The sequence below is a fragment of the Leisingera sp. G5_S3_59_S7 genome, assembly GCF_054968485.1.
Genome location: NZ_JBQKUH010000078.1, coordinates 1 through 14,773, shown reverse-complemented (window position 1 = coordinate 14,773; position 14,773 = coordinate 1). Strand labels below are relative to the sequence as shown.

Here is a 14,773-nt window from a genome sequence, read left to right as displayed (position 1 = left end):
TGCCCAAAACAAAACCGCCGCTGCACATAACGCAAGCGGCGGTTTTGCGTTAAAAACACAAAAACCAGCCCAAGCGCCGCCCGCAAACACGGCCTCCGGGGCTGACGCGGGTGAGATGCGCGGCGGAAGCGGTGCCGCTGCGGGCTGTTCCGCCCAATATGCGGCAAAAACCTTGCGGAAAACGGCGGCCGGGCGCTTTGAGGTAGGGGTTTGTTAGAGACTGCCTTCTAAAACAGGTCGGCAATAGACCTGCAATAAAGGCTCTGCAAACATGCCCCGAATACCCGCTTTTCTCTACCGTCTGCCCGTCCGTATCTATTCGCTGGCCGTGCTCGCGCTTGGATTGACGGCCGTGCTTACCTTCCTGATGCTGAACCAGGCTGTGAACAACGCCTACGAGATGCGCTACAAGGAATTGCACAATGTCACCGACGCGGCGGTCAGCCTGCTGCGCGATCTGGATGAAGGAACCCGGACCGGGCGGTTCACGCCGGAACAGGCCCGCGACATTGGCCGCGAGCGGCTGACTGCGCTGCGGTTTGGCGAGTCCGGCTATGTGTTTGTCTTTGACCATGATCTGGTGGTTCAGGCGCATCCCACGGTGCCTGACTGGGTCGGCACCAACCAGGGCGGCTACGAGGATGTGACCGGCATCAAGGTGTTCCAGGAACTGGAGAAGATCGCGGCCTCCAAAGGGGCGGGCGAGCTGACATATTACTTCAAAAAGCCGAACTCTGAGGTGATCGAGGCCAAGATCGGTTATGTCCAGGCTTTCGAGCCGTTCGGCTGGATTGTTGGCACCGGCGCCTATGTCTCTGATATCGAAGCGGATGTGGCGGCCATGCGCAACAAGTCGCTGGCGGTGCTTGGCGGCGGCCTGCTGCTGCTGGCTGTGGCAGCTTTCTTCATCACCCGCAGCGTGACCAGGCCTCTGACCGGTTTGAAGAACCGGATGACGGCTCTGGCGGACGGGGACACCGATAGCGGCATTCCCTCCTCCGGCGCGCGCAACGAGCTGGGTGAAATCGCCCGGGCTGTGGATGTGTTCCGCCAGGCGCTGATCCGCCAGAAAGACATGGAGCAGGAGCAGCAGGCGCTTGACGCCACCCGCAGCGGCGTGGTGGAGGCGCTCAGCAGCAAGCTGTCGGACCTGTCGCACGGCGACCTGACCGCCCAGATCACTGAAACCTTCCCTGCCGAATACGAGCAGTTGCGCCGGGACTTCAACAGCACCGCGCAGACCCTCAGCCAGACCGTGGAGCAGGTGATCGCCGCGGCTGACAGCATCCGCAGCGGCGCCGGCGAGATCAGCCAGGCGTCTGATGACCTGTCGCACCGCACCGAGAGCCAGGCTGCCACCCTGGAAGAGACCGCGGCGGCGCTGGATGAGCTGACCGCCTCGGTGAAATCCGCCGCCGAGGGCGCCCGCAGCGTCGAGGCGACGATGGAAGACGCCAAGCGCGAAGCGGAAACCAGCGGCGAGGTGGTGCAAAGCGCGGTGTCTGCCATGACCGAGATCGAGCAGTCCTCCAACCAGATTTCCCAGATCATCGGCGTGATTGACGATATCGCATTCCAGACCAATCTGCTGGCGCTGAACGCAGGCGTCGAGGCGGCGAGAGCCGGCGAAGCGGGCCGCGGGTTTGCGGTGGTTGCCTCGGAAGTGCGGGCGCTGGCGCAGCGGTCGTCGGATGCCGCGATGGAGATCAAGACCCTGATCAGCAACAGTTCCGGCCAGGTTGAGCGCGGCGTGGAGCTGGTTGGAAAGGCGGGCGAGGCGCTGCAAAGCATCGTGTCGCAGGTCAACCACATCTCCGAGCTGGTGTCCGGCATCGCCGAAGGGGCGGCGGAGCAGTCCACCGGTCTGGCCGAGATCAACACGGGCGTAACCCAGCTGGACCAGGTCACCCAGCAGAACGCCGCCATGGTGGAGCAATCCACTGCTGCCGGTCAGCTGCTGAAGGAAGATGCCACCCGGCTGACCGGGCTGGTCGCCCACTTCAAGATCCCCGGCACCCGTGCGGCGGCTCCGGCACAGGCCGCAGCTGTCCCAGCCCAGCCCGCCGCGGCGCCTGTGCCGACCGCGCATGGCGCCAGCGACTGGGATATGGAGGCGACGCCGCAGCCGCCCGTGGTCTCCAATGGCAATGCCGCCAGGGACCTGTGGCAGGATTTTTGATCCAGCCTCATAGCCTGAAATGAAAAACGCCCGGGGGATGCCCCCGGGCGTTTTCTGTTTGGATCGGCAGGGAACGGATCAACCGATGATCGCGTTCAGCGTCGCGCTGGGGCGCATCACCTTGGCTTTCAGCTCAGCGCTCGGGTTGTAGTAGCCACCGATGTCGGCTGCGCCGCCCTGTGCGGCCGCCAGTTCGCTGATGATCTGCTCTTCCTTCGCGCCAAGCTCCTCCGCGATGGGGGCGAAATGCGCCGCCAGCTCCGCGTCGTCGGTCTGCGCTGCCAGCGCCTCGGCCCAGTAGCGGGCAAACCAGTAGTGGCTGTCGCGGTTGTCCGGCTCACCCACCTTGCGCGAGGGCGAGCGGTTGTTGTCGAGGATGCCTTGGGTGGCGTCCTCAGCCGCGGCGCCCAGCACGCCGGCCTTGGCATTGCCTTTGCTGTCGGCGAGGAAGTTCAGCGATTCCCCCAGCGCGCAGAATTCACCCATCGAATCCCAGCGCAGGTGGTTTTCCTCGACCAGCTGCTGCACGTGCTTGGGCGCGGAACCGCCGGCACCGGTCTCGAACAGGCCGCCGCCGTTCATCAGCTTGACGATCGACAGCATCTTGGCCGACGTGCCCAGTTCCAGGATCGGGAACAGGTCGGTCAGGTAGTCGCGCAGCACGTTGCCGGTGATGGCGATGCTGTCCTCGCCCTTGGTGATGGTTTCGAGGCTCTGGCGGGTCGCTTCGCGCGGCGCCAGGATCTGGAACTTGTCCGCAACGCCGGCCTCTTCAAGCGCGGGCTTCACGTATTTGATCAGCTCGGCGTCATGGGCGCGGTTTTCGTCCAGCCAGAAGATCGCCTCGGAACCGGTCAGACGCTGACGGTCCAGCGCCAGCTGGATCCAGTTCTCGATCGGCGCCTTCTTGACGGTGCAGGAGCGCCAGATGTCGCCCGCTTCAACCTCGTGGCTGTGCAGGGTATCGCCATTGGCCAGAACCACCCGGATGGTGCCGTCCGCGGGCGCCTCGAAGGTGGTGGGGTGGGAGCCGTATTCCTCGGCCTTCTGCGCCATCAGGCCGACATTGGCGACGGCGCCGGCGGTGGACGGGTCCAGCGCGCCGTTTTCCTTGAAGAACTTGATGCTTTCGTCATAGACCGGCGCATAGCAGTTGTCGGGGATCACGCAGTTGGTGTCGCCCTTGTTGCCATTCTCGTCCCAGCCCTTGCCGCCAGCGCGGATCACCGCGGGCATCGAGGCGTCGATGATCACGTCGGAAGGCACGTGCAGGTTGGTGATGCCCTTGTCGCTGTCGACCATGTACATGGAGGGGCGCTCGGCGCGCACGGCGTCGATTGCCGCCATGATTTCCGGGTTGTCCTTGACCCGGTTCAGGAGGTCGCCGAGGCCGGAGTTCGGGTCAACGCCCAGGGCCTCCAGCTGCGGGCCGAACTGCTCGAACACCGGCGCCAGCCACGCCTTGACCGCGTGGCCGAAGATGATCGGGTCGGAGACCTTCATCATGGTGGCCTTGAGGTGCAGCGAGAACATGGTGCCGTCTGCCTTGGTGTCCTCAATAGCGTCTTTCAGAAAGGCCGACAGCGCCTTGGCGGACATGAAGGTCGCGTCGGCCACGGTGCCTTCTTCCAGCGTCCAGCTGTCCTTCAGCACGGTGACAGCGCCGTCCTTGCCCACGAACTCGATCTTCGCGTCACCCGCCTGCGCGGCGGTGATGGTCGCAGATTTTTCGTTGGCATAGAAGTCGTTGCCCGGCATCGACGACACTTTGGTCTTGCTGTCTGCCGACCAGGATCCCATCGAATGCGGGTTCTTCTGGGCAAAGTTCTTGACCGGCTTGGCGGCGCGGCGGTCGGAGTTGCCTTCGCGCAGGACCGGGTTCACCGCCGAGCCCTTGATGGCGTCGTAGCGGGCGCGGATGGCTTTTTCTTCGTCGGTCTTGGGCTCTTCCGGGTAGTTCGGAATGTCATAGCCCTGGCCCTGCAGCTCGGTGACGGCGGCCACCAGCTGCGGCACCGAGGCGGAGATGTTGGGCAGCTTGATCACGTTGGCGTCCGGGGTCTTCACCAGCTCGCCCAGCTCTGCCAGGTCGTCGCTCTGGCGCTGCTCTTCGGTCAGGTTTTCCGGGAAGGCGGCGAGGATGCGGCCCGCCAGCGAAATGTCCTTGGTGCCGACAGAGACACCGGCGGCGGCGGCGAACTTGCGGATGATCGGCAGGAAAGATGCCGAGGCCAGTTCGGGCGCTTCGTCTACAATGGTATACAATATGTCCGGGGTTTGATTTTCTGCCATGTTCCACAACCTTTCAGCGATCTCGGAGGCTTTGATGTCGTCAGCGCAGCGGGGCCGCGCCGGTTTGGGTAATCCGGTGCTGCCGAAGCGGGGCCCGGGAATCCGGGCCGGAACCGGCTTTGGCAGCCATAGGCACGGCCCTCATGTAGAACACCATTGCTGCGGGTGCAATGGTTTGGCGTATCTGCCGCCCGCGCAGATTGCCGCGGCGGGGCTGAAGGGGGCAGGGGAGGGGTGCTGTTCCACTTGGCCTTACGGCCAGTTCACCCCGGGATATTCGGGGCAGGAGGAAGAAGGGGATTATTCGCGCAGCTCGTCCGGGGCGACGCCCCAAAGCTTTTTCTTGGGGGCCCAGCCGCTGTAGCCCCCGGCCGAGATCTCGCACCAGGCGGGTTCGCATTCGCCAAGCCGGGCGACCACACCCAGTTCAAAGGCGGCAGTGACCGGGGCGCGGGTATCGGGGCGGGAGTGGACCGTCAGCATGTCCTCCTCGACCAGCACGGTGCGCACGCCAGAGAGCAGCGCGTAATGCACCCATCCGCCGGCGCCGTCGCGGTCCTGCACCCGGCGCCAGTGGCCGTATTCCGCGGTGATCTCCAGCGGCATGCCGCGGCGTTTGAACACCCAGTCGATTTTGTGTGTGAGCGACGGGCCGCGGCGCACATTGCCCTTGGCGGCCTTCATCGAGACATAGCGGGGCAGGGGGAGGTTGGTGACAGGCCCGCGGGATTCGGCAGCACAGGCTGCGCCTGCCAGGGCCAGGGATACCGCTGCTGCCGCCAGATGGCGGATGGCCATTGCCGCTTGTCTCACTGCCTGATCGCCTCTTCTTGCCCGGCCAGGTTGGGCCCAGCCTCTTGTTCCGGTCTTCTACCCGTCTTCTGCTGCCCCCGGCCGCGGCGGTAAAATACCGGCTTGCGGGCGAGGGAATGCGCTTGGGTTCTTGTGCCTCTTCGCATCCTGCGCCACGATGCCATGGAGGCGTGCGGAATGAAAAGCCCAAGGGAGAGCACAAGTGCCAAGAGACCGACTGAGTGTTGTCGTTACGCGACGGTTGCCGGAACCTGTGGAGACCCGGCTGAGCGAGCTGTTTGATGTGCGTCTGCGCGAGGATGACACACCGATGACCCGGACCGAACTGGCCGCGGCGCTGAAGGATGCCGATGTGCTGGTGCCCACCGTCACCGACACCATTGACGCAGGCCTTCTGGGCCAGGCGGGTGACCGGCTGAAACTGATTGCCAATTACGGCGCGGGAGTGGATCACATTGATGTCGCCACAGCCCGCCAGCGCGGCATTCTGGTATCCAACACGCCCGGCGTGCTGACCGATGACACCGCCGACATGGCGATGGCGCTGATCATGGCGGTGGTGCGCCGGATGCCCGAGGGGCTGACCGTGATGCAGAAGGGCGACTGGCAGGGCTGGGCGCCGACCGCGTTTCTGGGCGGGCGCATTGCCGGGCGCCGTCTGGGCATCCTTGGCATGGGCCGGATCGGCCAGGCGGTGGCCAAACGGGCCGCTGCCTTTGGCATGCAGATCCATTACCACAACCGCCGCCGTCTGCGCCCCGAGATCGAGGAGCAGCTGGAAGCCACCTATTGGGAGAGCCTCGACCAGATGGTGGCGCGGATGGATGTGATCTCGGTCAATTGCCCGTCGACGCCCTCCACCTTCCACCTGATGAACGCCCGCCGCCTGAAGCTGTTGAAGCCCTCGGCAGTGATCGTGAACACCTCGCGCGGCGAGGTGATCGACGAAATGGCGCTGACCCGGATGCTGCGCACCGGTGAAATCGCGGGCGCGGGCCTCGACGTCTATGAACACGGTACCGACATCAACCCGCGGCTGCGCGAGCTGCCCAATGTGGTGCTGCTGCCGCATATGGGCTCGGCCACCGTCGAGGGCCGGATCGAGATGGGGGAAAAGGTGCTGCTGAACATCAAAACCTTCGAGGACGGCCACCGTCCGCCGGATCAGGTGGTGCCGTCGATGCTGTAAGCGCGCAGTCTGCGTGGCTGGAAATTTTAGGGAGGACTTTCATGAAGTATCTGGTTCTGGCCACTGCCGCGCTTGCCGCGGGATCCGCCGCCGCGCAGGAAGCTGCCGATGAAGTCGCACCCGAAGGCGCAACTGCCGGCACGTTCGAGGCGATTTCGCCGGAGGTGGCCGCCGCGCTGGAGGCCAAGGCCGCTGGCAGCCCGGTGGAGGCGGACAATTGGATGGTTGCCGCCGCCAACCCGCATGCGGTGGAGGCAGGCGCCAAGGTTTTGCGCGCGGGCGGCACCGCCGCGGATGCAATGGTGGCAGTGCAGGCCGTGCTTGGGCTGGTGGAGCCGCAATCCTCAGGCCTTGGGGGCGGCGCGTTTCTGGTCTGGTATGATGCCGCCACCGGCGAGGTGACGACGCTGGACGGGCGCGAGACCGCACCGCTGGCTGCGATGCCGACGCTGTTCCAGGATGAAGACGGCGAGCCGCTGCAGTTTTTTGACGCGGTTGTCGGCGGCCGCTCTGTCGGCACGCCGGGCACCCCTGCGCTTATGGAGGCGGCGCACCGCCGCTGGGGGCAGGCCAACTGGCCGTCGCTGTTTGAACCGGCGATCACGCTTGCCGAAGAGGGCTTTGCCGTCTCGCCGCGCCTGGCCGGGCTGGTGGAGCGCGATGCTGAGCGGCTGGCGCGATTCCCGGCCACCGCCGCCTATTTCCTGCCGCAGGGTGAGCCGGTCCAGGAAGGAGCAACGCTGCTGAACCCGGACTATGCCGGCACCCTTAGGGCGCTGGCGCAGGAGGGAAGCGGGGCGTTTTACGTCGGCTCCATCGCCGCAGAGATCGTTCACGCCGTCACCGCTGCTGAGGGCAACCCGGGGGTGCTGTCGGCCACCGATCTTGCGCTTTATCACGTCAAGGAGCGCCCGGCGGTCTGTGTTGCCTACCGCGATTTCGAGGCTTGCGGGATGGGGCCGCCGTCCTCCGGCGCGCTGACCGTGGGGCAGATCCTGGGGATGCTGAGCTCCTATGACCTGGCCGCGCTGGGGTCGGAAAGCGCTGAGGCCTGGCGGCTGATCGGCGATGCCTCCCGCCTCGCCTTTGCCGACCGGGGCCGTTACATGGCCGACAGTGATTTTGTGCCGGTGCCCACCCACGGGCTGGTGGCCGCGGATTACCTGGCCGCGCGGGCAGAGCTGCTGCAAGGCGATGATGCGCTGCCGGAGACAGCGCCGGGATCGCCCGAGTTCGACCATGCAGGCCTGATTCCTGAATTGGCCGATGACGAGTCGATCGAGCTGCCCTCGACCTCTCACATCTCCATCGTGGACCAGGCGGGCAATGTCTTGTCGATGACCACCACGATTGAAAACGCCTTTGGCTCGCGGCTGATGGCGGCGGGTTTCCTGCTGAACAACGAGCTGACCGATTTCTCGTTCCGGACTCATGCCAATGGCGTCCCGATTGCCAACCGGCTGGAGCCGGGCAAGCGGCCGCGCTCCTCTATGGCGCCCACGATTGTGCTGCGCGACGGCAAGCCGGTGCTGGCCATCGGCTCCCCCGGCGGCAGCCGCATCATCGGTTATGTGGCGAAAACCATCATTGCCTGGGCCGATTGGGGCCTGAATATCCAGGAGGCGCTGGCGCTGCCGCATCTGGTCAACCGGTTCGGCACCTATGACCTGGAGGCCGGCACCAGTGCCGAGGATTTGTCAGAGGCGCTGACGGAGCTGGGCTATGAGGTGAACGCCCGCGACCTGACCTCCGGCCTGCACGCGATTGAGATCGGCGAGGGGCTGAAGGGCGCCGCGGATCCGCGGCGCGAGGGGATTGCCCTGGGCGGTTAAGGGCGTGCTGCCCGGCCCCGCCGGCCGGGCCTACGGGGTTCTGGGTATTGCTGAACGCCGGCAGCGGGGCGTAGGTTAACAGGTGAATTTTTCTGGGGGAGACCGATCATGGTGCAAGCCACCTCATTGCCGCGCAACGAGGCCGGTATCGAGGCCGCAATCGAAACACTGAAACAGCGTTTCGGCAGCCAGCTGCAAACCGGACAGGCAATCTGCGAGCAGCACGGCCACACCACCACCTGGATCGTCAATCAGGCGCCCGACGCGGTGGTGTTCCCCACCTCCACCGAAGAGGTGTCGGAGATCGTCGCGGTCTGCGCCGAATACGGCGTGCCGGTCATCCCCTTCGGCACCGGCACCTCGCTGGAGGGTCATGTGAACGCCCCGGCCGGCGGCATCTGCATCGACATGATGCGGATGGACCAGATTATCGCGGTCCATGCCGAGGATCTGGACGTTGTGGTGCAGCCCGGCGTCACCCGCGAGCAGCTCAACACCTACCTGCGCGACCAGGGCCTGTTCTTCCCGATCGACCCCGGCGCCAATGCATCGCTCGGCGGCATGGCGGCGACGCGGGCGTCCGGAACCAATGCGGTGCGCTATGGCACCATGAAGGACAACGTGCTCAGCCTGGAGGCCGTGATGGCCGACGGCGGCGTGATCCGCACCGCACAGCGGGCTAAGAAATCCTCCGCCGGCTATGACCTGACCCGGCTTCTGGTCGGCAGCGAGGGCACCCTGGGCCTGATCACCGAACTGACCCTGAAGCTGCAGGGCATCCCCGAAGCGATCCGCTCCGCCCGCTGTTCGTTCCGCACCGTGGATGAGGCTTGCCGCGCGGTGATGATGACCATCCAGTACGGCATCCCGGTCGCCCGGATCGAGCTGCTGGATGCGCTCAGCGTGCGCGCAGCCAATGCCTACTCCGGGCTGGACCTGCCGGAAACGCCCCTTCTGCTTTTGGAATTCCACGGCTCGGACGCGGGTGTGGTGGAGCAGACGGACATGTTCGCCTCCATCGCCGAAGAGTTCGGCGGCTTTGACATCGCCGCCACCTCGACGCCGGAGGAGCGCAACAAGCTGTGGCAGGCCCGCCATGACATGTACTGGGCCAGCCTGCAGCTGCGCCCCGGTGCCAAGGGGATCTCCACCGATGTCTGCGTACCGATCTCCAGACTGGCGGAATGCGTCGGCGCCGCGCGGGACAAGGCGGAGGGCATGGGGCTGATGGCGCCGATCGTCGGCCATGTGGGCGACGGCAACTTCCACGCGCTGCTGCTGATCGACATGGACAGCGAAATTGAGCGCGGGAAGGCGGATGAGTTTGTCGGCTGGCTCAATGACCTGGCAATTTCGATGGAGGGCACCTGCACCGGCGAACACGGCATCGGTCAGGGCAAGCGCCCGTATCTGCAAAAGGAGCTGGGCCCGGCAACCCGCTATATGGCGGCGGTCAAGGCGGCCCTGGACCCGGATAACATCATGAACCCGGGCAAGATCCTGGAGATGTAAGGTGCAACCGCCCGCCAGCGGACCGCTCCGGGCCGGCAGCGGGATTTGAGTATTTGGGGAAAGATGAAAACACCGGCCTCGCGCCTTCATCTTTCCAGAAATACTCACTGCGCAGCGGCTGCTGCGCACACACCGCCCTGGGGGTTGCGCCCCCGGCGCACGCCCGCCTCACTGCATCTTAAGCCCCGGGTGCCATACTGTTTCCTGATCGCGGTCACTGCCGGGCCTGACACCCCCGGCATCATGGAACAGGGCCCTTGGCACGGGCACGCAAAGACGACGTTCAGCGTGCGGGAGTACCCTCCCGTCCCGCCTCCGCCCCTTGGCGGCGCCGCCATTCCTTACCGCTGAAGCTCAGCACACAGGGATCAGCACAGGTTGATCAGTAACGCAGACCGCAGCAGCAGCCGGCAGGGCAGGGGTCCTGGCCGGACTGAACCGCATGCATCGCACTCTCCCCCGAAAAGCCGGAAAGCTGCCGCAATTCTGCGCCAGGTCCTGAACTGGGATGTCAGCAAAGCATTCCTGCGGAAACGGAGAGCGGCATGGCACTGAAGAAAGCAATGGGCATCCTGGTGCTCAGCACCCAGGCCGTTATCGGCTATGACTACCATATCCAGACCCGGGATGCGGGCCTCAGCTGGGGCGATCTCAGCGCCACCGATTACGGCACCATCGTGCAGGAGCGCTTTGCCCGCGCCCGGACCCGGGACACCGTCCGCGCGGCTGCGCAGCAGGACGGGCAGGGGCTGTCACTTTGGGGCGAGGCAGCCAGCTACGGCAAGCGTCTGCTTACAGGCGGCCCCTCTGGCGGCGAGCAGGTCGCAGAGGTGCAGAACGGGGAGGAGGCACCGCCGCCCGTTTGCATCCGCCGCGGCAATGTGGCGGACTGCTGACAGGGGACGCGGCAGTTTGATTCAGGACCGTCAGGGGGCGTCAGCCCCCTTTTTGCTGCGCGGTAAAACGCCTTTACCGTCAAAACTGCTGCCAGAATCCGGTATGCTGTGGCGCGCAAGGTCGGTTTTGGCTGTTTTTGCGTCGGCCTGATTTTGCGCGGATTTCAATGCGCGGGCATAACCGCATGCAAGAATCTCACAAAGCTGGAGAGCGGGAGAATGAAAACCCAAGTCAAAGCACTTGTTGTCGGCGGCGGCGCCATCGGCACCTCGATTGCCTATCACCTGGCCAAGGCCGGCTGGGAGGACGTCATGCTGATCGAGCGTGACGAGCTGACCTCCGGCTCGACCTGGCACGCAGCCGGCCTGCTGCCGCTGTTCAACATGTCTTATGCGACAACCCACATCCACAAGTACTCGGTCGATTTCTACAAGACCCTGGAAGAGGAAACCGGCCTGAACGCAGGTTTCGCCGTGGTGGGCAACCTGCGCATGGCGCAGACCCAGGAGCGCATGGACGAGTACATGCTCTATGCCTCCACCGCGGAAACCTGCGACGTGCCGTATGAGTTCCTGACCCCGGACGAGATCAAGGCCCGCTGGCCGCTGATCAACACCGAGGACCTGAAGGGCGCGCTGTACCACCACACCGACGGCTACATCAACCCGGCCGACGTGACCCAGGCGATGGCCAAGGGCGCCCGCCAGCGCGGCGTCGACATCGTCCGCAAGATGCAGGCCGATGATTTCCACTGGAACGGCACCCACTGGGAAGTCACCTGCACCAAAATGGTCGAGCAGGGCGGCAACCTGGTCGAGTCCGATGAGAAGGTGGTGATTACTGCCGAGCACGTCGTGACCGCCTCCGGCAACCACGCGCAGCGCACTGCCAAGATGCTGGGCATCAAGATGCCGGCGATCCCGGTCGAGCACCAGTTCATCGTCACCGACGTTGATCCGGCGCTGCAGAAGTACCGCGAAGAAGGCAACCCGGAGCACCCGGTGATCCGCGACGCCGACGCACAGTCCTATGTGCGCGAAGAGCGCGGCGGCTGGATCCTGGGTGTTTATGAAAAGCACGCGCCGGCCTGCTTTGAATACGGCGTGCCGGACAGCTTCCGCGCCGACCTGTTCCCGCTCGACCTGGAGCGGATCGAAGAGCAGTACATGGCGATGATCCACCGGATGCCCTCCTGCGAGGAGTCGGGCCTCAAGGACGACTTCAACGGCCCGATCTGCTATACCCCGGACGGCAACCCGCTGGTCGGCCCGGCACCGGGCCTGCGCAACATGTGGCTGGCAGAAGGCTTCTCCTTCGGCATCACCGCCGCAGGCGGCACCGGCTACTACCTGGCGCAGATGATGGTGGACGGCGAGGCCGAGATCGACATGGCGTCGCTCGACCCCAAGCGCTACAGCCAGAACTGGATGACCACCGAGTTCGCGGCCCGCAAGAACGAAGAGTGCTACGACCACGTCTACATCCTGCACCACCCGGACGAAGAGCGCCCGGCAGCCCGCCCGCTGCGCACCGCTCCGGCCTACGACCGCCAGAAGGCCCGCGGCGCCCAGTTCGGCTGGGTCAACGGCTGGGAGCGTCCGAACTACTACGGGCCCCTGGACGCGCCGGAGAACTTCGACCACGACGCCCGCTCCTTCCGCCGCGGCGGCTGGTGGCAGTATGCCGTGGACGAGGCGAAAGCCGTGCGCGAAGGCGTTGGCCTGATCGACGCAACCGCCTTTACCAAGCATGTCGTCAAAGGCCCCGGTGCGACGCAGTTCCTGGACTGGTTCACCTGCAACAAGCTGCCCAAGGTCGGCCGTATCAACCTGACCTACGCGCTGACCGCATTCGGCACCACCCGCACCGAATACACCATCGTGCGCAACGGCGAGAACAACTATTACCTGGTCTCCGCCGGTGCCTGGACCGAGTATGACGCGGACTTCCTGCGCAAGGCCGCCGAAGACAAGATGGCAGAGTTCGGTTACATCGAGATCCAGGATGTGACCACCCAGTGGGGCGTTTTCGCCATCGCAGGGCCCAAGTCGCGCGACGTTCTGAAAGAGGTGATCAAGGACGCAGATCCGGAAACCGCCCTGTCGAACAAGCGCTTTCCCTGGCTGTCTGCCAAGCAGATCGAACTGGGCATGTGCCCCGTGAACGCGATCCGCGTGGCCTACACCGGTGAACTGGGCTGGGAACTGCATCACCCGATCGAGATGCAGAACTACCTGTTCGACCTGCTGGAAAAAGCGGGCGAGAAGCACGGCATGAAGCTGGTCGGCGCGCGCGCCCAGAACTGGCTGCGCCAGGAGAAATCCTACCGTGCCTTCGGCAACGAACTGGGCCGCGACGCGACCCCTCTGGAAGCCGACCTGCCGCGCTTTGTCGACCTGGAGAAGGACTTCCACGGCAAGGACAAGCTGGTCGAAACCGGCGTCCGCGTGAAGTGCTGCACCCTGCTGATCGACGGTCCGTCGGACGCCGATCCCTGGGGCCGCGAAGCGCTTTACACCGAAGACGGCACCCGTGTGGGCCGCCTGACCTCCGGCGGCTACTCGGTGGCCTTCGAGAAATCCATCGGCATGGGCTATGTGAAGCCTGAGCACGCGGTGGAAGGCACCAAGCTGAAGGTCAAGATGCAGGACAAGCTGTGGGATGCGGTCGTGACCTGCGACAGCCCCTACGATCCGAAGAACGAAACCATCCGCCAGAACGGCTAAGGCCAGGCGGAAGAGACAAGGAAGCCCCGGCCAATGTGCCGGGGCTTTTTTTTGGGGTGGCTGGCGCGCGAAAAGGGACTTGAACAAAGCCCTGGTATGCCGTCAGCATTCGGGCATGGATTATCCGCCTTGGCTCCCGCAGCCCGTCAACACGCATCAAGGCAGGCTGCTGGCCATAGCCCGCTGCGTTCATCAGCTGCACTACCGGGAAGTGCACCATCTGGAAAAAGGCCGCGTGAGGACCTTCGACAATTTGTGTGTTGGGCCTCTGCAGCTGGCTGCCGAGGTGCTGCACCGCTCGGGGTTCACTGAGTATTCGGACGAAATTCAGAGATTCAGTTCATTTGTCTGCGATCCTGCGGATTTTGAGACCGTCGCAAAAGCCAAGGCAGCGCGGGATCTCGACAGGGAGCTTGTAAGGACGGCGGTTATCCGTCTCAGCGAAGAAGGGTTCGGAGCGACAGAAGAAATAGACTGGCTCGCCCGGCAGCTCCGCGCGGAAGGCTGATCCGAACCCTTGCTGGACTTCCTCCTATACTGTTGCAGTCGAGAGGCAGGTGCTCGTCCGGCCGCTCCGCGTTGGTCCGGGGCGAAGAGAAGGTGCGCGCCTGCAGCCCCTTGTTGACGCCGCCCGCCCGCCGCTTCACTGTCCCGGTTTCAAGACACCAAGGCGGGACACGCAAGCACTATGAGCGACGACTGGAATGATTACGCGGACGGCTGGGACGGCAACAGCGATGTCCGCACCTATGCCACGCGGGCTTTTGCCGCGCTGGACACAGAGACCGGCATCACCGGCGGCGGCTGGCAGGACAAGCGGGTGCTCGATTTCGGCTGCGGCACCGGGCTCTTGAGCGAAAAGCTGGCGCCGCATGTGAAGGAGGTGGTCGCCGCCGACACCTCGGACCGGATGATCGCGGTGCTGCAGGGCAAGGCGCTGCCCAATGTCCGGGCGCTGCATGCGGACATTCTGGATGCCAGCGGACAGGACGCCGGGGAGGGGCTCGGCGGATTTGACATGATCTGCGCCTCCTCCGTCTGCGGTTTCCTGCCGGACTATAAAAGCGCGGTTGCGGCGCTGGCGAAGCGGCTGAACAGCGGCGGACTGTTCGTGCAATGGGATTGGCTGGCCTCGGAGGAGGGTGGCTCCGGGCTGACTGAGCAGCAGGTGAGAGACGCGCTGCGGGATGCGGGCCTTGGGTCGATCCGGGTGGCACATGCCTTCACAATGGACGCCGGCGGCCAGTCGATGCCGGTTCTGATGGGGTCGGGTCTCCGCGCCGCGGATTGACCCTCTGCCCGCTGTGGCAACAGGCACCGGTCGGGGCGCCCC

At 64.9% G+C, this 14,773-nt stretch carries 10 protein-coding genes; 8 read left to right on the top strand and 2 right to left on the bottom strand.

Annotated elements, in window-relative coordinates; genetic code table 11:
• The first annotated feature begins 271 nt into the window (after positions 1–271).
• A complete protein-coding gene (locus tag ACTRWG_RS21130) occupies positions 272–2,179 on the top strand; it encodes a methyl-accepting chemotaxis protein (protein ID WP_245597344.1) in 1,908 nt (635 codons plus the stop codon).
• A 78-nt stretch (positions 2,180–2,257) separates the two neighbouring features.
• Here ACTRWG_RS21130 and ACTRWG_RS21125 read toward each other — a convergent pair whose 3' ends face one another.
• Both ACTRWG_RS21125 and ACTRWG_RS21120 read right to left on the bottom strand, forming a co-directional pair.
• Positions 2,258–4,471 carry an NADP-dependent isocitrate dehydrogenase gene (locus ACTRWG_RS21125; RefSeq protein ID WP_027235019.1) on the bottom strand — a complete coding sequence of 738 codons (2,214 nt, stop codon included), beginning with the start codon at positions 4,469–4,471 and terminating at the stop codon, positions 2,258–2,260.
• A gap of 300 nt (positions 4,472–4,771) precedes the next feature.
• Entirely contained in the window at positions 4,772–5,269 is a 498-nt protein-coding gene (locus ACTRWG_RS21120; protein ID WP_027235018.1) for an SH3 domain-containing protein, read from the bottom strand.
• 217 nt (positions 5,270–5,486) lie between these two features.
• Here ACTRWG_RS21120 and ACTRWG_RS21115 point away from each other — a divergent pair, with 217 nt between their 5' ends.
• From ACTRWG_RS21115 to ACTRWG_RS21085, 7 genes are all read left to right on the top strand, one after another.
• On the top strand, positions 5,487–6,473 hold the full coding sequence (locus tag ACTRWG_RS21115; protein ID WP_027235017.1) for a 2-hydroxyacid dehydrogenase: 987 nt from the start codon (positions 5,487–5,489) through the stop codon (positions 6,471–6,473).
• Between the two features lie 41 nt (positions 6,474–6,514).
• Positions 6,515–8,305, top strand: coding sequence for a gamma-glutamyltransferase (ggt, locus tag ACTRWG_RS21110; RefSeq protein WP_027235016.1), 1,791 nt, complete (start codon positions 6,515–6,517; stop codon positions 8,303–8,305).
• Positions 8,306–8,413: 108 nt separating this feature from the next.
• On the top strand, positions 8,414–9,817 hold the full coding sequence (locus ACTRWG_RS21105) for an FAD-binding oxidoreductase (protein ID WP_462829905.1): 1,404 nt from the start codon (positions 8,414–8,416) through the stop codon (positions 9,815–9,817).
• A 545-nt stretch (positions 9,818–10,362) separates the two neighbouring features.
• Positions 10,363–10,713 carry a hypothetical protein gene (locus tag ACTRWG_RS21100; protein ID WP_027235014.1) on the top strand — a complete coding sequence of 117 codons (351 nt, stop codon included), beginning with the start codon at positions 10,363–10,365 and terminating at the stop codon, positions 10,711–10,713.
• A gap of 219 nt (positions 10,714–10,932) precedes the next feature.
• Positions 10,933–13,440 carry a GcvT family protein gene (locus ACTRWG_RS21095; RefSeq protein ID WP_027235013.1) on the top strand — a complete coding sequence of 836 codons (2,508 nt, stop codon included), beginning with the start codon at positions 10,933–10,935 and terminating at the stop codon, positions 13,438–13,440.
• Positions 13,441–13,555: 115 nt separating this feature from the next.
• Entirely contained in the window at positions 13,556–13,948 is a 393-nt protein-coding gene (locus ACTRWG_RS21090; RefSeq protein WP_259971927.1) for a DUF371 domain-containing protein, read from the top strand.
• 180 nt (positions 13,949–14,128) lie between these two features.
• On the top strand, positions 14,129–14,731 hold the full coding sequence (locus ACTRWG_RS21085; RefSeq protein WP_462829904.1) for a class I SAM-dependent DNA methyltransferase: 603 nt from the start codon (positions 14,129–14,131) through the stop codon (positions 14,729–14,731).
• Positions 14,732–14,773 lie beyond the last annotated feature (42 nt).

What these genes read in the sequence shown, in the direction of transcription:
- ACTRWG_RS21130 (WP_245597344.1), top strand. Translation starts at nt 272, where the DNA reads ATGCCCCGAATACCCGCTTTTCTCTACCGTCTGCCCGTCCGTATCTAT.
- ACTRWG_RS21125 (WP_027235019.1), bottom strand. Translation starts at nt 4,471, where the DNA reads ATGGCAGAAAATCAAACCCCGGACATATTGTATACCATTGTAGACGAA.
- ACTRWG_RS21120 (WP_027235018.1), bottom strand. Translation starts at nt 5,269, where the DNA reads ATGGCCATCCGCCATCTGGCGGCAGCAGCGGTATCCCTGGCCCTGGCA.
- ggt (WP_027235016.1), top strand. Translation starts at nt 6,515, where the DNA reads ATGAAGTATCTGGTTCTGGCCACTGCCGCGCTTGCCGCGGGATCCGCC.
- ACTRWG_RS21105 (WP_462829905.1), top strand. Translation starts at nt 8,414, where the DNA reads ATGGTGCAAGCCACCTCATTGCCGCGCAACGAGGCCGGTATCGAGGCC.
- ACTRWG_RS21100 (WP_027235014.1), top strand. Translation starts at nt 10,363, where the DNA reads ATGGCACTGAAGAAAGCAATGGGCATCCTGGTGCTCAGCACCCAGGCC.
- ACTRWG_RS21095 (WP_027235013.1), top strand. Translation starts at nt 10,933, where the DNA reads ATGAAAACCCAAGTCAAAGCACTTGTTGTCGGCGGCGGCGCCATCGGC.
- ACTRWG_RS21090 (WP_259971927.1), top strand. Translation starts at nt 13,556, where the DNA reads ATGGATTATCCGCCTTGGCTCCCGCAGCCCGTCAACACGCATCAAGGC.
- ACTRWG_RS21085 (WP_462829904.1), top strand. Translation starts at nt 14,129, where the DNA reads ATGAGCGACGACTGGAATGATTACGCGGACGGCTGGGACGGCAACAGC.